The organism is Pseudomonas canadensis, assembly GCF_000503215.1.
GTDB classification, from domain to species: Bacteria; Pseudomonadota; Gammaproteobacteria; order Pseudomonadales; family Pseudomonadaceae; genus Aquipseudomonas; species Aquipseudomonas canadensis.
Genome location: NZ_AYTD01000009.1, coordinates 16,722 through 40,842 on the forward strand (window position 1 = coordinate 16,722; position 24,121 = coordinate 40,842).

Here is a 24,121-nt window from a genome sequence, read left to right on the forward strand (position 1 = left end):
ATGCAGTTCAGCGAATTATTGGCAGCGATTTCCACCCATGCGATCCGTCTGCAACTGGAAGAAGGCGACCTGATCATCCTGGGCGATGACGAAGCGCTGGACGATGCGCTGTGGGATCAATTGATCGCCCACAAGCCCCGGTTGCTCGAGCTGGTGGCCGAACATGGCGGCGACTGGCTGAGCCCGGCCTACCGCATCACCCCGGATATGCTGCCGCTGGTCAGCCTCGACCAGGCAGCCATCGACCGAATTGTCGCCGCCATCCCCGGCGGCGCGGCTAACGTGCAGGATATCTACCCACTGGCGCCGCTCCAGGAAGGCATGCTTTACCACCATCTGTCGGCGGAGCAGGGCGATCCGTACGTGTTGCACGCGCAGTTCGAGTTCGACAGCCGTGGGCGTCTGGAGGCCTTTGCCGAGGCGCTGCAATGGGTGATCGATCGCCACGACATCCTGCGTACCTCCATGGTCTGGGAACGTCTCGATGAGCCGTTGCAGGTGGTGTGGCGCAAGGCGGTCCTGTCATGCGAGGCGGTTGATTTCGATCCGCGTAGTTATCGTATGGACCTGGGCCAGGCGCCGTTGCTGCGCCTGGTGTTTGTCGAGGATTCGCTCACTGGGCGGGTGGCCGCGACCCTGCTGTTCCACCACACCATTCTCGACCACACCGCCCTGGACGTGGTGCGCCATGAAATCCAGCTGTACCTGGCCGGCGAGCACGCCCAGGCCGGGGAGCCGGTGCCGTTTCGCAGCTATATCGCCCAGGTACGTCATGGCGTCAGCGAGCAGGCCCACGAGACGTTCTTCCGCGAGATGCTGGCGGACATCGACGAGCCGACGCTGCCTTTCGGTTTGCAGGACGTGCAGGGTGACGGCCTGGGCATTGACGAGGCACGCATCTCCGTCGACAGCCTACTGAGCCGCCGCCTGCGTACCCTGGCACGGCCCCTTGGCGTCAGCGTGGCCAGTATGATGCACCTGGCGCTGGCCCGCGTTTTGGGCGTGGTCTCCGGGCGTGACGCAGTGGTGTTCGGCACCGTGATGCTCGGCCGCATGGGCGCCGGCGAGGGTGGTGAACGGGCCTTGGGCATGTTCATCAACACCTTGCCCCTGCGTGTGGATGTGGGCGAACAGGGCGTGCGTGCCGGGGTCAAGGCCACCCATGAACGCCTCACCACCTTGCTCAACCACGAACATGCATCCCTGGCGCTGGCTCAGCGTTGCAGTGGCGTGGCGGCACCGACGCCGTTGTTCAGCGCCATGCTCAACTACCGCCACAGCGCCGCCACGGACATGGCCGAGGTGATCGAAGTCGCTGAGGGCATCCGTGTACTGGGCGCCGAGGAACGCACCAACTACCCGCTGACGGTCAACGTCGATGACCTGGGTGAAGACTTTGCGCTGACCGTGATGGTCGACGCGTCCATCGGTGCCGAACGGGTTGCCACTTACCTGCACACCGCCCTGGCAAGCCTGGCCGACGCGCTGGAGCAACGACCGGACATGCCGCTCAGCGGCCTGAACATCCTGCCCGACGCCGAACGCCACACTTTGCTGCACAGCCTCAATCAAAGCCCCGCGCACTACGCCGACACCGCCCTGATCCATCAGCAAGTCGAAACCCACGCCGCCGCCCAGCCCGAAGCCATCGCCTTGCGCTTCGACAACCAGCGCCTCACCTACCGCCAACTCAACGAGCGCGCCAACCAGGTTGCCCATCGCCTGTTGGCCCAAGGCATCTGCCCGGACGACCGCGTGGCGATTTGCGTGGAACGCGGCCCGGAGATGATCATCGGCTTGCTGGGCATTCTCAAGGCTGGCGCGGGCTATGTGCCGATCGACCCGGCTTACCCGCTGGAGCGCATCGCCTATACCTTGGCGGATAGCGCGCCTGTGGCCGTGCTGGTGCAAGCCAACACCCGTCATCTGGTCGGCGACCTGCCGCAGATCGACCTCAATGGCTTGCGCGGTGAGTCCCTCGTCAACCCACGGGTCACTGTCAGCCCGGCTCACCTGGCCTACGTGATCTACACCTCCGGCTCTACCGGCCAGCCCAAGGGCGTGATGATTGAACACCGCCAGGTCGCACGACTGTTCACGGCCACCGAGCACTGGTTCGGTTTCAACGCCAACGATGTGTGGGCGTTGTTCCATTCGTTCGCCTTCGATTTCTCGGTGTGGGAAATCTGGGGCGCGCTGATGCACGGCGGCCAGTTGCTGATCGTGCCGCAACTGGTCAGCCGTTCGCCGGATGAATGCTATTCGCTGCTGTGCGAGGCGGGCGTGAGCATCCTCAACCAGACGCCGAGCGCCTTCCGCCAATTGATTGCAGCACAGAGCCAGCACCCGCAATCCCATTCCCTGCGCCAGGTGATCTTCGGCGGCGAGGCGTTGGAGCCGGGCATGCTCAAGCCGTGGTATGCCCGGACGATCAACGCCGGCACGCAGTTGGTGAATATGTATGGCATCACCGAAACCACCGTGCACGTGACCTATCGCGCCCTGGAGGCGGCAGATGCGCAATTGGTCGGCGTCAGCCCGATTGGTGTGCGCATTCCCGATTTGCAGTTGTACGTGCTGGATGCGCGTCGCGAGCCGCTGCCGTTGGGGGTGGTCGGTGAGTTGTACGTCGGCGGCGCCGGGGTGGCGCGCGGTTACCTCAACCGTGAGGCGCTGACCGCCGAGCGTTTCCTGGCCGACCCGGTCACCGGCCAGCGCCTGTACAAGACCGGCGACCTCGGCCGCCTGCTGGCCGACGGCAGTGTCGAATACCTGGGCCGTAACGATGACCAGGTGAAGATCCGCGGTTTCCGCATCGAACTGGGCGAGATCGAGGCCCGCCTGGCAACTGCCCCTGGCGTGCGTGACGCGGTGGTCATCGCCCGTGAAGACGAGCCGGGCGACAAGCGCCTGGTGGCCTACGTGATCGCCGAAGGCGAATGGCAGGCCGCCGACCTGCGTGACCACCTGCTGCTGAGCCTGGCCGAGTACATGGTGCCCAGCGCCTTTGTGCAGATGGACAAATTCCCGCTGACCACCAACGGCAAGCTCGACCGCAAGGCACTCCCCGCGCCGGATGCCGACGCCCTGGCCCGTCGCGGCTACGCAGCGCCACAAGGTGCGGTGGAAACCGCCATCGCCGCGATCTGGCAAGACCTGCTCAAGCTCGATCAGGTGGGCCGTGACGACAACTTCTTCGAACTGGGCGGCCATTCGCTGTTGGCGGTCAAGCTGATCGAACGCATGCGCCAGGTCGACCTCAGCGCCGACGTGCGCGTGCTGTTCGGCCAACCGACCCTGGCGGCACTCGCCGCCGCTGTGGGTGGGCAACAGGAGGTGCAGGTCCCGGCCAACCTGATTACCCAGGCCAGCCAGCACATCACCCCGGACATGGTGCCCTTGGTGGAACTGGACCAGGCGGCGCTTGACCACATCATCGAGAACGTACCCGGCGGCATCAGCAACGTGCAGGATATCTACGGCCTGGCGCCGTTGCAGGCCGGCATTCTCTACCACCACCTGGCGACCACCGAGGGTGATCCCTACGTATTGCAGGTGCAGTTCAGTTTCAATGATCAGGCGGCGGTGGACGCGTTCATCCAGGCATTGCACAGCGTGATCGAGCGCAACGATATCCTGCGCACCGCGATTCTCTGGGAAGGCCTCAACGAGCCGGTGCAGGTGGTCTTGCGCCAGGCAACACTGGCCGTTGAGCGTAGCGACGAGTCTCTTGCCCAACTGCAACAACGCTTCGACCCGCGTCACTTCCGCCTCGATTTGAGCCGCGCTTCACTGATGCGCTTCGCCTACTCGCAAGAGCAGGGCCGTTTGGTCGGCATCCTGTTGTTGCACCACATCCTGCTGGACCACACCGCGTTGCAGGTGCTGGTGGACGAAATGAGCGCCAGCCTGTCCGGCAACAGTGCGCAATTGCCTGACGCCGTGCAGTACCGCAACTATGTAGCCCAGGCGCGACTCGGGGTCAGCCAGGCGCAGCATGAAGCTTTCTTCAGCGAAATGCTCGGCGATATCGATGAGCCGACCCTGGCCTTCGGCCTGCAGGACGTGAATGGCGACGGCAGTGGCATCCTCGACGCCCACCTGCCGCTGGAGCCGGCGCTCAGCCTGGGTTTGCGCGAACAGGCGCGGCAACTGGGAGTGAGCACCGCCAGCCTGGTGCATTTGGCCTGGGCCCAGGTGCTGGGGCAGGTGTCCGGCCAGCAGGACGTGGTGTTCGGCACCGTGTTGCTCGGCCGCATGCAGGGCGGCGAGGGCGCCGACCGTGCGCTGGGCATGTTCATCAACACCTTGCCGCTGCGGGTCAGCCTCGGCACTGTCGGTGTGCAAGCCGGCGTGCGTGCCACCCATGCACGCCTGGCGCAATTGCTCGGGCATGAGCACGCCTCATTGTCCCTGGCCCAGCGTTGCAGCGGCGTGCCGGGTTCGCTGCCGCTGTTCAGCACCTTGCTCAACTATCGCCACAGTGCACCGGGGGAGGCGCCGGGGGACAGCCCATTCGCCGCCTCCGGCATCCAGATTCTCAGTTCCGAAGAGCGCAGCAATTACCCGCTGGTACTCAACGTCGATGACCTGGGCACAGGTTTTGCTCTGACCGTCCAAGGTGTGGCGACCCTGGATGTGCAACGCGTGGGCGACTACATGCTCACCGCGCTGCGCCACCTGGTGGCCGCATTGCAGCAGGCGCCGACCACACCGTTGCAGGCAGTCTCGATCCTGCCGGCTGCCGAGCGCCATCAGTTGCTGGTGGACTTCAACGCCACCGCCCGTGAATACCCGTCGCAGCTCACCGTACACCAGTTGTTCGAAGCCCAGGCGCTGGCCCGTCCGGAAGCCGTGGCGGCGGTGCATGGGCAGCTGTCCTTGAGCTACCGCGACCTCAACCGGCGTGCCAACCGCCTGGCCCACCACTTGCTCAACCAGGGCGTGCAACCGGGCGAAAGCGTGGCGATCGCACTGCCGCGTTCCCTCGATCTGCTGATCTGCCAGTTGGCGATCCTCAAGTGCGGCGCGGTGTATGTGCCGCTGGACGTCAACGCGCCGGTCGAGCGCCAGGCGTTTATCGTGCAGGACAGCGGTGCGCACCGGGTGCTCAACAACCTGGCCGACCTGAACCTGGACGCCCAGTCGCCGCGTAACCCTGAACTGCGGCAGTCTGCCGAAAGCGTCGCCTACATCCTCTACACCTCCGGCTCCACCGGGGCGCCCAAAGGCGTGCAAGTGCCGCACCGTGCGATCTCGCGCCTGGTACTCAACAACGGTTACGCCGATTTCAATGCGCGTGATCGCGTGGCGTTCGCCTCCAACCCGGCGTTCGACGCGAGCACCCTCGACGTGTGGGCGCCGTTGCTCAACGGTGGCTGCGTGGTGGTGGTCGAGCATGCGGTACTGCTGTCCCAGGCGGCGTTTGCGTCGTTATTGCAGGAGCAATCCGTCAGCGTGTTGTGGATGACCGCCGGGTTGTTCCACCAGTACGCCGACGCGCTGATGCCGGTGTTCCGCCAGTTGCGCTACCTGATCGTTGGCGGCGATGTGCTCGACCCACAGGTGATTGGCCGCGTACTTGAACACGGCAAACCCCAGCACCTGCTCAATGGCTACGGGCCCACCGAAGCCACCACCTTTTCCACCACCTTTGAGATGACCTCGGTGGGCCAGGGTGGCATTCCCATCGGCCGGCCGATTGCCAATGCCCAGGCCTATGTGCTGGACCCACGCCAGCAACCCGTACCGTTGGGCGTGGTGGGCGAGCTGTACATCGGTGGCGCGGGCGTGGCCAAGGGGTATTTGAACCAGCCGCAACTGACCGCCGAAAAATTCATCCCGAACCCGTTTGGTGAAGGCTTGCTGTACCGCACCGGTGACCTGGCCTGCTGGCAGGTCGACGGCACCTTGCTGTACCAGGGGCGCAATGACCTGCAGGTGAAGATCCGTGGTTTCCGTATCGAACCGGGCGAGATCGAGACCTGCCTGGCCAGCTTCCCGGGTGTAAAAGACGCCGTGGTGCTGGCCCGTGAAGACGAACCTGGCGACAAGCGTCTGGTGGCCTACTACACCGCCCGTGAGCCGTTGGACATCGAAACACTGCGCGCCCACCTGCAAGGCCAACTGCCGGATTACATGGTGCCGTCGGCCTACGTGTGGCTGGCGCTGTTACCGCTCACCGCCAACGGCAAGCTCGACCGCAAAGGCCTGCCGGTGCCCGACCAGAGCGCGCTGCTCAGCCGTGGTTTCGAAGCACCGGAAGGCGAAGTGGAAACCCAGCTGGCGCAGATCTGGCAGGACGTGCTCAAGCTCGACCGCGTTGGCCGTCACGATCACTTCTTTGAGTTGGGCGGGCACTCGTTGCTGGCAGTCAGCCTGATCGAGCGCATGCGCCAGGTCGGCCTGAGCTGCGACGTGCGTGTGTTGTTTAGCCAGCCAAGCCTGGCGGCGCTGGCCGCCGCCGTGGGCAGTGGCCGGGAAGTCGTGGTGCCGGCCAATGGCATTCCAGCGGGTTGCACCCAGATCACGCCGTCGATGCTGACCCTGGTGCAGCTCGACCCGGTGGCCATCGAACGAATCGTCGCGAACGTGCCGGGCGGTGCGGCGAACGTGCAGGACATTTATCCGTTGGCGCCGTTGCAGGAAGGCATTCTTTACCACCACATCAGTGCCGAACAGGGCGATCCGTACCTGCTGCAATCGCGCATGGCATTCGACAGTATCGAGCGCCTGCACGCGTTCATGGGCGCGCTGCAACAGGTGGTGGCCCGCCATGACATCTTGCGTACCGGGGTGGTCTGGGAAGGGTTGGACAGCCCGGTGCAGGTGGTGTGGCGCCAGGCGCAGCTGGTTGTCCAGGAGGTTGCCTTGGACCCGGCGGACGGCGGCGTCATCGAACAATTGCACGCGCGCTTCGACGCCCGCCATTACCGCCTGGATATCACCCAGGCGCCGCTGCTGCGCATGGTTTACGCCCAGGATCCGCAACACAACCGCGTCGCGGCGATCCTGCTGTTCCACCACCTGGCGCTGGACCACACCGCCATGGAAGTAGTGGGCCAGGAGATGCGCGCGTTCCTGTTCAACCAGGCGCAGGACTTGCCCGAGGCGGCGCCGTTCCGCAACTACGTGGCCCAGGCGCGCCTGGGTGTCAGCATGGAGGAGCACGAAGCGTTCTTCCGCGACATGCTCGCTGACGTGGATGAGCCGACCCTGCCGTTCGGTGTGCAAGACGTACAGGGCGATGGACGTGACATCGAAGAAGCCGAATGGCCGGTGGATACAGCCCTGGCCCGGCGGGTGCGCGAACAGGCGCGGCAGTTGGGCATCAGCGCGGCGAGCCTGATGCACCTGGCCTGGGCGCAGGTACTGGGTCTGGTGTCTGGGCGTGACGACGTGGTATTCGGCACCGTATTGATGGGCCGCATGCAAGCCGGTGACGGCGCGGACCGTGCGCTGGGCATGTTCATCAACACCTTGCCGCTGCGGGTCAATGTAGCAGCGCCGGCTGCGGTTGCGGTCAAGGCGACCCATGGGCGCTTGAGCGCTTTGCTTGGCCACGAACATGCGTCCCTGGCGCTGGCCCAGCGTTGCAGCGGCGTGGCGAATGCTTCGCCGTTGTTCAGTGCCTTGCTCAACTACCGCCACAGCACGCCTGGAGAAATGGCTCGCGACGGCCATGGCATCTGGGAAGGGGTGCAACTGCTCGGTGGTGAGGAGCGCAGCAACTACCCGCTGACCTTGAGTGTGGATGACCTGGGCGAAGGCTTCGGCCTGACCGTATTGGCGCTGCCGCAGATCGGCGCCCAGCGGCTGTGTGCCTACATGCATAACGCCATCGAGCAGTTGGTCGAGACGCTGGAAAGCGCACCCAAGACCTCACTCAGTCAATTGCCGATCCTGCCGGCAGCGGAGCGCGAAACCCTACTGCGCGAGTTCAATGCCACCGCCAGCGATTTCCCCACGGGCCACACGGTGCATGGGGCTTTCGAGATCCAGGCCGAGCGCCAACCTCATGCCATCGCCGTGGTGCAAGACGGCGAATCGCTGACCTACCAACAGCTCAACACACGTGCCAACCAGTTGGCCCATCATCTGCTGCAACAGGGCGTACAGCCTGATGATCGTATCGCCCTGTGCTGCCGTCGCGGCCCGCAGATGCTGGTGGGCTTGCTCGGCATCCTCAAGGCCGGTGCCGGTTACGTGCCCGTCGACCCGGCGTATCCTGCCGAGCGCATCGCCTACCTGCTGAAAGACAGCGCACCTGTGGCGGTGTTGGCCGAAGCCAGTACTCGCGATCTATTGGGCGGGGTTGCCACCCTCGACCTGCACGATCCGCGCTTGCAGCAGCACGCCATCAACAATCCGCAACTCAGCGTGCTGACCCCGGCCCATCTGGCCTATGTCATCTACACCTCCGGTTCCACCGGCCAGCCCAAAGGTGTGATGGTGGAGCACCGTACCGTGGAAAACCTGGTGCACTGGCACTGCGAGGCCTTTGGCCTGGATGCGACGGGCGACACCAGCAGCGTCGCCGGTTTCGGTTTTGATGCGATGGCCTGGGAGGTCTGGCCGGCGCTGTGCGTGGGTGCCACCCTGCATCTGCCACCGGCCGATGTGGGCAATGAAAACATCGATGAGCTGCTCGCCTGGTGGCTGGCGCAACCACTGGACGTCAGCTTCCTGCCAACGCCTGTGGCCGAATACGCCTTCAGCCAGAACCTGCAACACCCCACGTTGCGCATTCTACTGATTGGCGGTGATCGCCTGCGCCAGTTCACCCAGGAACGCCGCTTTGCAGTGATCAACAACTACGGCCCCACCGAAGCCACGGTAGTTGCCACCTCCGGCCGCGTGCGCGCCGGGCAGGTACTGCATATCGGCCGGCCTATCGCCAATGCCAGCGTCTACCTGCTGGACGCGCACTTGCGTCCGGTGCCGGTGGGGGTGGCGGGCGAGTTGTATGTCGGCGGCAGCGGCGTGGCGCGCGGTTACCTGAACCGTCCGGACCTGAGCGCCGAACGCTTCCTGCAAGACCCGTTCAACGAGGGCCGCATGTACCGCACAGGCGACCTGGCGCGCTGGTTACCGGATGGCAGTATCGAATACCTGGGGCGTAATGATGACCAGGTGAAAGTGCGTGGCGTGCGGGTTGAACTGGGTGAAATTGAAAGCCGCCTGGCCGCACTGGACGGCGTCGGTGAGGCGGTGGTGCTGGTGCGCGAAGGGCGCTTGATTGCCTGGTTCACCGAACAGCAACCATTGGATATCGACACCCTGCGCGCGCAACTACAAGCCCAGTTGCCGGATGCGCTGGTGCCGGTCGCCTATGTGAAGCTGCACGCATTGCCCCTGACTGCCAACGGCAAGCTCGACCGCAAGGCGTTGCCGGAACCGGATCAGGCAGCGTTGCTGACTCGCGAGTACGCAGCCCCCCAAGGCGAGGTTGAGAGCACCCTGGCGCGTATTTGGGCCGAGGTGCTGCACGTGCAGCAGGTCGGGCGCCATGACCACTTTTTTGAACTGGGCGGCCATTCGTTGCTCGCCGTCAGCCTGATCGAACGCATGCGCCAGGTCGGCCTGAGTGCCGATGTGCGTGTGCTGTTCAGCCAGCCAACCCTGGCGGCGCTCGCGGCTGCCGTGGGCAGTGGGCGCGATGTGTCGGTGCCGGAAAACCGTATTCCGGCGGACTGTCAGCGCATCACCCCGGATCTGTTGTCCCTGGTGCAACTCGACCAGTCGACCATCGACCACGTCGTCGCCCAGGTGCCCGGTGGCGCCGCCAATGTGCAGGACATCTACCCGCTGGCGCCGCTGCAGGAGGGCATTCTCTACCACCACATCAGCGCAGGGCAGGGCGACCCTTACCTGCTGCAATCGCACCTGGCGTTCGACAATCTCGACCGCTTGAATGCCTTCGCCCAGGCGCTGCAACAGGTGATCGACCGTCACGACATCCTGCGCACCGCGGTGGTCTGGGAAGGCCTGGCCCAGCCGTTGCAAGTGGTGTGGCGCAAGGCCCGCTTGCAGGTGCAGGCGGACGTAATCGACCAGTTGCACCAGCGCTTCGACCCGCGCCAGTACCGTGTGCCGATGAATCAGGCGCCGCTGATACGCCTGGTGTACGCGCCGGACCCGGCCAACCAGCGCGTGGTCGCGATCCTGTTGTTCCACCACATTGCCCTCGACCACACTGCCCTCGACGGCGTGCGCCACGAGATGCAGGCCAGCCTGCTCGGGTTGCCACAGCCTGCCGGTGACGCGACGCCTTACCGCAACTACGTGGCCCAGGCGCGATTGGGTGTCAGCGAGGAGGAACATGAGCAGTTCTTCCGTGGAATGCTCGGTGATATCAGCGAACCGACCTTGCCATTCGGCCTGCAGGACGTGCGCGGCGACGGTAATGCCATCGAAGAGGTCCAACTGAACCTGGCCCCGACCCTCAACCAGCGCCTGCGGACCCAGGCGCGTTTACTCGGCGTGAGTGCCGCCAGCCTGTTCCACCTGGCCTGGGCGCGAGTCCTCGCCAGCACTTCAGGCCAGGAAAACGTGGTGTTCGGCACCGTGTTGCTGGGGCGCATGCAAGGCGGCAAAGGCAGTGATCGCGCGCTGGGTATGTTCATCAACACCTTGCCGCTGCGCGTGGACATTGATGGCAGCGGCGTGCGCGTGGCGGTCAAACAGACCCATGCGCGACTGACCGCATTGCTCGGGCATGAACACGCATCCCTCGCCCTGGCCCAGCGTTGCAGCGGTGTCGCCGCGCCGCAGCCGTTGTTCAGCGCGATGCTCAACTATCGCCACAGCGACAGCCAGCAGGCGCCGGTGTCCCAGGCCTGGGAAGGCATCCAGACCCTGGCCAGCGAGGAGCGCACCAACTACCCGTTGACGCTGAACGTGGACGACCAGGGCGACGGCTTCCGCCTCACTGCCATGACCGCGAAGTCGATTGGCGCGCAACGCCTCTGCGGTTACCTGCAGGTGACCTTGCAAGGGCTGGTCGACGCGCTGGAGCAGGCGCCGCAGTTGGCGGTCAATCGCCTACCGGTGCTGGAGGCTCAGGAGCGTCAGCAATTGCTGTCGGGTTTCAATGCCACCGAGGTGGCCTATGACCTCGACCAGACCCTGCACGGCCTGTTTGAAGCGCAAGTGATGCGCACACCGGACGCCATCGCCGTCAAGGCAGGTGAGCTGGCATTGACCTACGCCGAACTGAACGCGCAAGCCAACCAGCTGGCGCATCACCTGATCGAAATGGGCGTTCAAGCCGATTCGCGGGTCGCGATCTGCGTGGAGCGTGGCCTGGACATGGTGGTCGGCCTGTACGCGATCCTCAAGGCCGGTGCGGCCTATGTGCCGCTGGACCCGGCGTATCCGCTGGAACGTATCGCCTACATGCTGGAAGACAGCGCGCCTGTTGCGGTGCTGGCCCAAGGCGCTACGCGTGGTTTGCTGGGCGACGCGCCGGTGATCGATCTGGACCGCCCGACCTGGCAACACCACGCCATCGACAATCCCCGCGCACAGGCCCTCAGCGCCTACGTGATCTACACCTCCGGCTCCACCGGTGTGCCCAAGGGCGTGATCAACGACCATCCCGGCGTGGTCAACCGCTTGTTGTGGATGCAGGACGCCTACGCCCTCAAGGCCCACGACCGGGTGTTGCAGAAAACCCCGTTCAGCTTCGACGTGTCGGTGTGGGAGTTCTTCTGGCCGCTGTTCACGGGTGCCTGCCTGGTCATGGCGCGTCCTGGCGGGCATAAAGACCCGGCCTATCTGTGCGAGGTGATCGCCACTGAACAGATCACCACGTTGCATTTTGTACCGTCGATGCTCGACGTATTCCTGGCCCACGGCGATGTCAGCCAGGCGGCCGGCCTGCAACGGGTGATGTGCAGCGGCGAAGCGTTGCCGGGCAGTCTTGTGAGGCGCTTCAAGCAGCAACTGCCAGGCATCGGCCTGTACAACCTGTACGGCCCGACCGAAGCCGCCGTCGACGTGACCGCCTGGAACTGCGCGCGCCCGGACGTGCCGGACAACACGCCGATTGGCAAACCCATCGCCAACACCCGCATGTACGTGTTGGATGGGCAAATGCAGCCGGTGCCCCTGGGCGTGGTGGGCGAGTTGTTCATCGGCGGCGTACAGGTGGCGCGGGGCTACCTCAATCGTCCCGAGTTGACCGCCGAACGTTTCCTCAAGGACCCGTTCACCGATGGGCGCCTGTATCGCACCGGCGACCTTGGGCGTTACCTGCCCGACGGCACTATCGAGTACTTGGGCCGCAACGACGACCAGGTGAAGATCCGTGGCCTGCGTATCGAGCTGGGCGAGATCCAGGCGCGACTGCTGGAACATCCGCAGGTCAACGAAGCCGCAGTGGTGGCCCGCGATGACCGGCTCGTCGCCTACTACACCGGCGTTCGGGTAACGGACCTGCGCGAACACCTGCTGCAACACCTGCCGGACTTCATGGTGCCCGCGCTGTTCGTGCACCTCGACGCCTTGCCGTTGAGCCCCAACGGCAAGCTCGACCGCAAGGCGCTGCCGGCGCCGGGCAACGAAGCCTTGACCGTGCGCGAGTACGAGGCCCCGGTGGGCGATACCGAAATGCTCCTGGCGCAGCTCTGGGCCGAACTGCTCGGCGTGGAGCGGGTAGGGCGCCAGGACAACTTCTTTGAATTGGGCGGGCACTCGCTGCTCGCCGTGAGCTTGATCGGGCGCTTGCGCCAGGAAGGCATGGAAGCCGATGTGCGTGCGTTGTTCGAACAGCCGACCCTGGCTGGCTACGCCGCGATGACTGAACGAATGGAGATCGTCCTGTGAGCATTCACGAACTGCTGGCGACGCTGAAAACCAAGGACGTACAACTCGCGCTGAAGGGTGAGCAGTTGTCGGTGCTAGGCAACAAACAAGCGCTGAGCGATCCGGTGATTCTTGCCGCCTTGCGCGAACACAAGCCGGCGTTGATCGAACTGATCAAGGCCGGCGAGTATTCGGCCGCCAACGAGGTGCCGGCCAATGGCATCCCGGCCAACGCCGAACGGATCACGCCGGCCATGTTGACCCTGTCCGAGCTGAGCCAGGAGGAGATCGACCGCATCGTCGCTACGGTCGACGGCGGCGTGGCGAATATCCAGGACATCTACCCGCTGGCGCCGCTGCAGGAAGGCATTCTGTTTCACCACGTCAGCACCGAGCAGGGCGACCCTTATGTGATGCAGTCGCAGTTCGCCTTCGACAGCGTCGAGCGTTTCGACGCGTTTGCCCTGGCCCTGCAAGGGGTGATCGACCGTCACGACATCCTGCGCACCGGCGTGGTCTGGGAGGGGTTGCAACAGCCGTCGCAAGTGGTGTGGCGCAGCGCGCGTCTGCCGGTACAGGCGCTGGAACTGGACCCGGCTGACGGTGATATTGCTGCCCAACTGCACGCGCGGTTCGATGCTCGCCATTTCCGGCTGGACGTGACCCAGGCGCCGCTGCTGCGCCTGGCCTGGGCGAAGGACCCGGCGCAGGGGCGCATCGTCGCGATGCTGCTGTTTCATCACATGGCCCTGGACCACAGTGCCCTGGAAGTGGTACGCCATGAAATGCAGGCGTTCCTGCAAGGCCACGCCGGGCACCTGGGTCACGCCGTGCCGTTTCGCAACTATGTTGCGCAGGCGCGGCTGGGTGTCAGCGAGCAGCAACACGAGGCGTTTTTCCAGCAGATGCTCGGCGATGTGGTCGAGCCGACCTTGCCCTTCGGCTTGCAGGATGTGCAGGGCGATGGCCGTGATATCAATGAACTGGATTGGCCGCTGTCGGACGCACTCAACCAGCGCCTGCGCGCCCAGGCTCGAGCGCTGGGCGTCAGCGTTGCCAGCCTGTTCCACCTGGGCTGGGCCCAGGTACTGAGCGTGCTGGCCGGCAAATCCCAAGTAGTGTTCGGCACCGTGCTGATGGGCCGCATGCAAGGCGGGCATGCCACGGACCGCGCCTTGGGGATTTTCATCAACACCTTGCCGTTTCGCGTGGACGTGGCTGGCGACGACCTGCGCAGCGCGGTCAAGGCCACCCACACGCGACTCACCGCGCTGCTGCGCCACGAACACGCGCCCCTGGCGTTGGCGCAAAGGTGCAGCGGGGTGGTGGCGCCGACGCCGTTGTTCAGCGCGTTGCTCAACTATCGCCACAGCGGCACCGGTACCAGCAGCGAAGCCGTGGCGGCGTGGCAGGGCATCGAGACATTGCGTTCGGATGAGCGCACCAACTACCCGCTGACCCTGAGCGTGGATGACCTGGGCGATGGGTTTATCCTGCGTCTGCTGGCGACCACCCAGGTCGATCCGCAACGCGTCTGTGCCTACCTGCAAACCGCCTTGGATAACTTGGTGACCGCGTTGGAACAGGCGCCACACACCGTACTCAACCAGGTGTCGGTACTACCTGCCGATGAGCAGCAGTTGTTGTTGGAACACTTCAACGCCACCCAGGCGGATTTTCCCCAAGGCACCACGCTGCACGCTCGCGTCGAAGCCCAGGCCGCGCTCACGCCGGACGCGATTGCCGCTGTGCATTCGGGCCGTCAACTAACCTATGCCGAACTCAACCAGCAAGCCAACCTGCTGGCCCATCACCTGCTGGCGCTGGGGGTCAAGCCGGACGACCGGGTCGCCATCGTTGCGCGCCGTGGCCTGGACACCCTGGCCGGCCTGCTGGCAATCCTCAAGGCCGGCGCCTGTTATGTGCCGGTAGACCCGTCGCACCCGGCCGAGCGCCTCACGTACCTGCTGACCGACAGCGCCCCGGTGGCGGTGCTGACCCAGCATGTCTTGCTCGAGCGCTTGCCGGCCCTTGAAGTGCCGGTGATCAACCTTGACCGCTACACCTGGCAGCATCATTCAGCGAGCAACCCCAAGGTAACGGTCAACCCGTCCAACCTCGCCTATGTGATCTACACCTCCGGCTCCACCGGCCTGCCCAAAGGCGTGATGGTAGAGCATCACACCGTGGCCAACCTGGTGGACTGGCACTGCAACGCCTTTGACCTGCGCGCCGGGCGCCACACGGCCAGTGTCGCTGGGTTCGGCTTTGATGCAATGGCCTGGGAAGTCTGGCCGGCGCTGTGTGTGGGCGCGACGCTGCATCTGCCCCCGTCCCATGACGGCGCCGAAGATATCGACGCGCTGTTGGCCTGGTGGTGTGCGCAGCCGTTGGACGTGTGTTTCCTGCCCACGCCAGTGGCCGAGTACGCCTTCAGCCAGCAGATCGAACATCCGACACTGCGCACCTTGCTGATCGGTGGCGATCGCCTGCGCCAGTATAACCGGGCGCAGCGCTTTGACTTGATCAACAACTACGGGCCTACCGAAGCCACGGTGGTTGCGACTTCGGGCAAGGTCGAGGCCGGCCAGCCGCTGCATATCGGCAAGCCCATCGCCAACGCCACGGTTTACTTGCTCGATGAGCAACAGCGCCCCGTCCCATTGGGCGTAGCAGGGGAGTTGTACGTGGGCGGCAAAGGCGTGGCGCGGGGTTACCTGAACCGCCCGGAACTCACTGCCGAACGCTTCCTGCAAGACCCGTTCAACGCCGGGCGCATGTACCGCACGGGCGACCTGGCGCGTTGGTTGCCGGACGGCAACATCGAGTACCTGGGACGCAATGATGACCAGGTAAAAATTCGCGGCATGCGCATCGAACTGGGTGAAATCGAAACCCAGCTCAACCAAGTGGCAGGTATCCAGGAAGCCGTGGTGCTGGTGCGTGAAGAGCGGCTGGTGGCGTATTTCACCGAAAACCGTCAACTCGACCCATTGGCTGTGGGCGACATCCGCGCCCATCTGGTGGCGCACCTGCCGGACTACATGGTGCCGGTCGCCTACGTGAAGCTGGACGCGTTGCCCCTGACTGCCAACGGCAAGCTTGACCGCAAGGCCTTGCCGGCGCCGGACATGGCCGCTGTGTTTACCCGCGAATACGCGGCACCCGAAGGCGAAATCGAAAGCGTGCTGGCGCACATCTGGGCCGATGTGCTGCACGTCGAGCGCGTCGGGCGTCGCGATCACTTCTTCGAACTGGGAGGGCACTCGTTGTTGGCGATGCGCATGGTCTCGCAGATCCGCCAGCGCCTGGGCGTCGAGTTACTGCTCGGCGATTTGTTTGCCAATGCCGAACTGGCGGCCGTCGCCGAGGTGCTGGCCCGGTCCGGCCGCAGCACCTTGCCGGATATCCTGCCGGCCAATCGTGATGAACAGGTGCCGCTGTCCTTCGCCCAGCAGCGCCTGTGGTTCCTGGCGCTGATGGAAGGCGCCAACACCGCCTACAACATTCCTATCGGCCTGCGTTTGCGTGGGCAGTTGCATGTCGAGGCGCTGCAAAGGGCGCTCGCCCGTATCGTCGCGCGCCACGAAACCCTGCGCAGCCGCTTCGCCCAGCATGGCGATGACGCCCAGGTGCTGATCGTGCCCGCCGAGGACGTGCTGCCCCTGCAAGTGCAGGACCTGCGCCGCCACCCGCAACCCCAGCAGGCGCTGGATGCGTTGATCCACGGCGAGGCTTCGGCGCCGTTCGACCTGGAGCGTGGCCCGCTGTTGCGCGGGCGCCTGGTGGTCATGGCCGACGATCATCATGTGCTGCTGCTGACCCTGCACCATATCGTTTCCGATGGCTGGTCCATGGGCGTGCTCACCCGCGAGTTGATGGCGTTGTATCAAGCCTTCAGCCACGGCCAGCCCGATCCATTGCCGCCGCTGCCGATCCAGTACGGCGACTTCGCCGTATGGCAACGCCTGTGGCTCAGCGGCGAAGTGCTGCATCGCCAGAGCACCTACTGGCAGCAGGCGCTGGCCGGCGCGCCGGCCTTGCTTACTTTGCCCACTGACCGACCGCGCCCTGCGCAACAGGACTACGCCGGCAGCAGTGTCGAGGTGCGCCTGGACGAACGCCTCACCGCCGGGCTCAAGGCCTTGAGCCAACGCCACGGCACCACCTTGTACATGACCTTGATGAGCGCCTGGGCATCCTTGCTGGCGCGGCTGTCCGGACAGCAGGACGTGGTGATCGGCTCTCCCGTCGCCAATCGCACACGCAGCGAGGTGGAAGGGCTGATCGGGCTGTTCGTCAACACCCTGGCCGTGCGCATCGACACCTCCGGCGAGCTGAGCACCGAGGCGCTGCTGGCGCGGGTCAAGGCGCTGGCGCTGGAAGCACAGGCCCATCAAGACCTGCCGTTTGAGCAGGTGGTAGAAATTACCCGTCCGCCGCGCAGCCTGGCCCACAGCCCGCTGTTCCAGACGCTGTTGACCTGGCAGGACAGCAGCGCGCCGACCCTGGCCTTGGGCGACCTGGCCCTGGAAGGCATCGTCGAGAACAGCCATTTTGCCAAGTTCGACCTGTCCCTGGACTTGAGCGAAGTGCAGGGCACGATCATCGGCGCACTGGAGTACGCGGTGGCGCTGTTCGATGAGTCGACGGTGCAGCGTTACGTCGGCTATTTCACCCGCGTGTTGCAGGCCATGGTCGATAACGACCAGGCGGTGCTGGAGCAGGTGCCGCTGGTGGAAGAGCGTGAACGTCAGCATTTGCTGTTCGACTTCAACGCCACCGAGGTGGCCTACGACCTCGACCAGACCTTGCACGGTATGTTCGAACAGCAGGTGGCGCGGACACCGGATGCCGTCGCCGTCAAGGCTGATCACCTTGTATTGACCTATGCCGAGCTGAACGCGCAGGCCAATCAGCTGGCACATCACCTGCTGGAAATCGGCGTTCAGCCCGATTCACGGGTCGCTATCTGTGTAGAACGCGGCCTGGATATGGTTATCGGCCTGTACGCGATCCTCAAGGCGGGTGCCGCCTATGTGCCGCTGGACCCGGCGTATCCGCTGGAGCGCATCGCCTACATGCTGGAGGACAGCGCGCCGGTCGCGGTGCTGGCCCAGGGCGCGACACGCGGGTTGTTGGGGGATGTGCCGGTGGTCGATCTGGATCGGCCGACCTGGCAGCACCAACGTCAAGACAACCCCGGTGTAGAAGGCGTCAGCGCTTACGTGATCTACACCTCCGGCTCCACCGGCCAACCCAAGGGCGTGATCAACGACCATCCCGGCGTGGTCAACCGCCTGTTGTGGATGCAGGACGCCTATGGCTTGCAAGCCCATGATCGTGTCTTGCAGAAAACCCCGTTCAGCTTCGACGTGTCGGTGTGGGAGTTCTTCTGGCCGCTGTTCACCGGCGCTTGCCTGGTGATGGCGCGTCCTGGCGGCCATAAAGACCCGGCGTACCTGTGCGACGTGATTGCGGCCGAGCAGATCACCACGCTGCACTTCGTGCCGTCGATGCTGGACGTGTTCCTGGCCCATGGCGATGTCAGCCAAGCCAAAGGGTTGGTGCGTGTGATGTGCAGCGGCGAAGCCTTGCCGGGCAGCCTGGTGCGGCGCTTCAAGCAACAATTGCCGGGCAGCGAACTGCACAACCTGTATGGCCCGACCGAAGCCGCCGTCGATGTGACCGCGTGGAACTGCGCCGGGCCGGTAACGCCGGACAACACGCCGATCGGCAAACCGATCGCCAACACCCGCATGTACGTGCTCGATGCACAGATGCAGCCGGTGCCGTTGGGTGTGGTCGGCGAGTTGTTCATCGGCGGCGTGCAAGTGGCACGCGGCTACCTGAACCGCCCTGAATTGACCGCCGAGCGTTTCCTCAAGGACCCGTTCACCGACGGTCGCCTGTACCGCACCGGCGATGTGGGCCGCTACTTGGCGGATGGCACGATCGAGTACCTGGGACGCAATGACGACCAGGTGAAAATCCGTGGCCTGCGCATCGAACTCGGGGAAATCCAGTCGCGCCTTACCGACTATCCGCCGGTCAACGAAGCCGCTGTGATCGCTCGCGACAATCGTTTGATCGCCTACTACACCGGGGTGTTCAGCGAGATCGACGCGTTGCGCGCGCACCTGTTGCAGCATTTGCCGGAGTTCATGGTGCCGGCCATTTTCGTGCACCTCGACACCTTGCCCCTGAGCCCCAACGGCAAGCTCGACCGCAAGGCCTTGCCTGCGCCGGGCCTGGAGTCGGTGGTGGTGCGCGAATACGAAGCGCCCCAGGGCGACACGGAAATCGCCTTGGCCAGCCTGTGGGCCGAGTTGCTGAACGTGGAGCGCGTGGGCCGTCACGACAACTTCTTCGAATTGGGCGGGCACTCGTTGCTCGCGGTGAGCCTGATGGGGCGCATGCGCTGCCTCGGGTTGTCGGCGGATGTGAAGGTGTTGTTCGGCCAGCCGACCTTGTCAGCCTTGGCAGCGGCCTTGGGCGGTGGTCGGGAAGTGGCGGTGCCGGCCAATCGCATTGCCGCTGATTGCACCGCGATCACGCCGGATATGTTGCCGTTGGTTCAACTGGATCAGCCATCCATCGAGCGTATCGTCGCCTGCATTCCAGGCGGCGCAGCCAATGTGCAGGACATCTACCCGTTGGCGCCATTGCAGGCCGGCATGCTGTATCACCATCGTGCGGTACAGGGTGCTGACGACTATGTGCTGCGCGCGCAGTTTGCATTCGACAGCCAACAGCGCCTGGAGGCGTTCGCCCTGGCCTTGCAGGCGGTGGTCCAGCGCCACGACATCCTGCGTTCGTCGTTCCATTGGGACGGCCTGGAAGAACCGGTGCAGGTGGTGTGGCGCGAGGCGTCGCTGCGTGTCGAACGCGGCGTGGTGCCGGAGCGGCTCGAGCTGGCGCAAGCCCCGTTGATGCGCCTGGTGGTCAATGCGGACAGTGCCACGTTGCTGTTTCACCACCTGGTGATGGACCACATCGCCCTGGAAATTTTGCAACAGGAGATGCAGGCGTTCCTCATGGGCACTCAACACACCTTGGGCGTGGCTGTGCCGTATCGCAACTATGTGGCCCAGACCCGCGTGGGTGCAGAGGACCACGAAGCGTTCTTCCGCGAAATGCTCGGTGATATTGATGAGCCGACCCAGGTCGAACGCCTGGGCAAAAATGAGCAGATTCAACGCCCACTGGATGCGCAATTGAGCCAACGCCTGCGTACCCAAGCGCGGCAATCCGGCGTCAGCGCCGCCAGCCTGATGCACCTGGCCTGGGCCCAGGTGCTGGGCAAGGTCTCGGGCCGCGACAACGTGGTGTTCGGCAGCGTGATGCTCGGCCGCCTGCAAGGCGGTGAAGGCGCCGAGCGGGCCATGGGTGTGTTTATCAATACCTTGCCGCTGCGGGTCGACCTGGGTGAGCACTCGGTGCGCGACGCACTGCGGGCCACCCACGCACGTCTCAGTCAATTGCTCAGCCATGAGCAGGCGCCGCTGGCGTTGGCCCAGCGTTGCAGCGGCGTGCCGGCGGCGACGTCGCTGTTCGACACGTTGTTCAATTATCGTCACAGTGCGCCGCAGGCTGCCAGCGAGGCGTGGCAAGGCATTCGGATGCTCAAGGCTGAAGAACGCAGCAACTATGGCCTGTCAGTGAGCGTGGATGACCTGGGCGACGGTTTCTTCCTGAAAATCGTGGGGCAGGGCGCGCGCCGGTTGTGCGGCTACTTGCAGGTTGCCGTAGAACAGGTGGTGCAGGCGTTGGAGCAGGGCAGCGCGATGGGCATCGGCCACTTGCCGATCCTGCCTGCTGCCGAATGCCAGCAACTATTGGAGTTTAACGCCACCACGCGACCATTCCCGCGTGAACACACGGTGCAACGCCTGTTCGAAGCCCAGGCCCAGGCGCGTCCTGGCGCATTGGCGGCGCTGCATGGCGGGCAGTCACTGAGCTATGGCGAGCTGAATACCCGCGCCAATCGCTTGGCCCATCACCTGCTGGGCCTTGGGCTGCGTCCCGGTGATAACGTGGCGATCCTGTTGCCGCGCTGCCTGGACCTGCTGATCAGCCAACTGGCCGTGCTCAAATGCGCCGCCGCCTATGTGCCGCTGGACATCAACGCACCCGCCGAACGCCAGGGCTTCATGGTGCAGGACAGCGGCGCGGCCTGGTTGTTGACCCGCAGCGATATTGCCGTCGACTACGGTGTACAGCGGTTGGACCTGGACACCTTGGTCCTCGACCCACAACCCAGCCACAACCCCGACCTGTCGCAGTCCTCGGACAGCGTGGCGTACATCATGTACACCTCCGGTTCCACCGGCACGCCCAAGGGTGTGTTGGTGCCTCATCGCGGCATCACGCGGTTGGTGATCAACAATGGCTACGCCGACTTCAATGCCAGCGACCGCGTGGCCTTCGCCTCCAACCCGGCATTCGACGCCAGCACCATGGACGTATGGGGCCCGCTGCTCAACGGCGGCCAGGTGCAGGTGATCGACCACGCCACCTTGCTGGATCCTGCAGCCTTAGGCGTAGCCTTGGCGGACGCAACGGTGTTGTTCGTTACCACGGCCTTGTTTAACCAGTACGTGCAATTGATTCCCCAGGCCCTGGCAGGTTTGCGCATTCTGCTGTGCGGCGGCGAGCGTGCCGACCCGGCCGCCTTTCGCAACCTGTTGGCCCAGGCGCCCGCGTTGCGTCTGGTGCATTGCTATGGGCCGACCGAAACCACCACCTACGCCACCACCTATGAGGTGCGCGCGCTGGCTGAGGACGCCGACAGCGTGCCGATTGGTCGGCCGATTTCCAACACGCAGATTCATGTGCTGGATGCGCACCTGCAGCCGGTGCCCGTGGGCGTGACCGGTGAAATCTGCATCGGCGGGGATGGCGTGGCGCTGGGGTATCTGAATCGACCTGATCTGACCGCTGAAAAGTTTGTGCAGGATCCGTTGAATTTGCACGCCTTGATGTACCGCACCGGCGACCTTGGCCGTTGGACGGCGGACGGCCTGCTGGACTGCATCGGGCGCAATGACGATCAGGTGAAGATCCGCGGTTTCCGCATCGAGCTGGGCGAGATCGAAGCGCGGCTGGCGACCTTTCCCGGTATCCAGGACGTGGTGGTGCTGGCTCGCGAAGATGCGCCGGGCGACAAGCGCTTGGCGGCCTATTTCACCTGGGCTGATCAGCCTGTCGACCTCGACAGCGTGCGCGCCTATCTGCAAGGCCAATTGCCGGAATACATGGTGCCGTCGGCCTTTGTGCCGCTGGATCACCTGCCGTTGACCGCCAACGGCAAGGTCGACCGCAAGGCCTTGCCGGTGCCGGCCCTGGAAACGTTCAACCGCCGTGAGTTCGAGGCGCCGGCCGATGGGCTGGAACACACCCTGGCCCAGCTATGGGCCGAGGTGTTGAAGCTGGAACAGGTCGGTCGTCATGACAGCTTCTTCGAGTTGGGCGGGCATTCATTGCTGGCGATCCGGCTGGTCAACCTGATGGAGGAAGCGGGGTTGCAGGTGTCCCTGGCTGAGCTGTTCCAGCATGCCAGTGTGGCGTCCGTTGCCGCGATGCTGCGCCAGCGTACGGATGAGCCGGTGCGTGACACGTCGGTGATCACGGTGCGCAGGGGTGGTTCGCAAGCGCCGCTGTTCCTGGTCCATGAGTTCAGCGGCATGGACGTGTACTTCCCGGCGCTGGGTCAGCATTTGCCGGGTGACTATCCGATCTACGGCTTACCGGGCGTGGCGCTCGGCGAAGCGCATCTGAACACGATGGAAGGTCTGGCTGCGCGGCTGGTCGGGTTGATCCGAGGCATTCAACCCCATGGGCCTTACCGGGTTGCCGGCTGGTCGTTTGGCGGGGTGCTGGCCTATGAAGTGGCGATGCAACTGCTGGGGCTGGATGAACCGGTGGAGTTTCTCGGTTTGATCGACAGCTACCTGCCGCGCATGACTGACCAGGGCAAGGCGCGCTGGAGCGGGCCGGACGCGCTCAAGCGGCACTTGCTGTTGCAGTGCACGGCGTACTGGAAAACACAGGGAGGTGTGGATGAGTTGGCGAGCCTTGGGCAGTTGGAGGCGCAGGTTGGACAGCTGGACTTTGCAGGCCTGCTGCAACGTTGTCGCGATGAAGGTGTGCTGCACGCGCAAATGGCAGCGGCGACGGACGCGGACCTCTTGAACTACATCGAGCGGGAAGTGGGGCACGGGCATGCGTTGGCGCATTACAGCCTGTTTCCGTTGCCGATCGCGGTGCATCTGTTCAGTGCGTGTGAGCGGCCGACCGAGTTGTCGCGGCGCAGTGAAACCTTGGGGTGGAATGAGGTGTTGGCGCCGGGGCAATTGCGCCAGGTGGCGGTGCCGGGGGATCACCAGAGTATGATGCAGGCGCCGTACATCCAGGCATTGGGCCAGGCGATGGCTGAGGCCTTGGTGACATGCACGCCGCAGGTTCAGGCCCCGCATCAGCCCTTGCTGCGGATTCAGAGTGGCCGGACAGGGTATGCGCCGGTGTTCTGTGTGCCGGGGGCGGGGGACAGCGTTACCGGTTTTATCGGTTTGAGTGAGGCGTTGGGACGCGACTGGCCGTTGTTTGGTTTGCAGCCGCGCGGATTGGACGGTGAGGCGGTGCCCCATAGCCAGGTGGAAGCGGCGGCGGCTTGTTACTTGAAGGCGTTGGAGCAGGAGTGTCCGCAGGGGCCGGTACATTTGGTGGGGCATTCGTTTGGGGGCTGGGTTGCGCTGGAGATGGCGTTGCGGTTGCAGGCGGCGGGGCGGGAGGTGGCTTCGTTGACGGTGATTGACAGTGAGTCTCCGGAGCGCGCCGTTAGGCCTTATACGACGACGGCGGCGTTGGTGCGGTTGATTGAGGCGATGCAGTTGTCGGCGGGGCAATCGCTGGGGATAGATCTGGAGAATTTTGCCGGGAGTGATGAGGTGGCGCAGCGGCGGCAGTTGCATGCAGGGATGGTCGGCGTTGGTCTGTTGCCGGGGCGGTCGGCTGTGGATGCGATGGATGGGCCGGCGCGGACTTATGCGGCGGCGTTGCGCACGCGGTATCGGCCTGGTTTGCGCTTTAACGGGGTGGTGAGGTTGGTGCTGGCTGAGGATCCGGCGTTGGATGCGGCGGGGAATCAGCGGGAGCAGGGGGAGATGGTTGAGGGGTGGCGGCGGCAGGGGAGTGGGTTGCAGGTTTGGTATGGCGGGGGGAATCACTTTACGTTGCTCAAGGCGCCCAATGTGGTTGGGTTGGCGCGTTGGTGGGTGGATGGGGTTGTTGTTGGGGAGGTGGTGTCTTGAGG

At 64.6% G+C, this 24,121-nt stretch carries 2 protein-coding genes; both read left to right on the plus strand.

The genetic code is table 11. The features are described 5' to 3' along the window. A complete protein-coding gene (locus U367_RS0104340; protein ID WP_028615830.1) occupies positions 1-12,828 on the plus strand; it encodes a non-ribosomal peptide synthetase in 12,828 nt (4,275 codons plus the stop codon). Next, complete coding sequence (locus U367_RS0104345; RefSeq protein ID WP_028615831.1) at positions 12,825-24,119, plus strand: non-ribosomal peptide synthetase; 11,295 nt, start codon at positions 12,825-12,827, stop codon at positions 24,117-24,119. Before U367_RS0104340 ends, U367_RS0104345 begins: the two co-directional genes overlap by 4 nt. The last annotated feature ends 2 nt before the right edge of the window (positions 24,120-24,121 follow it).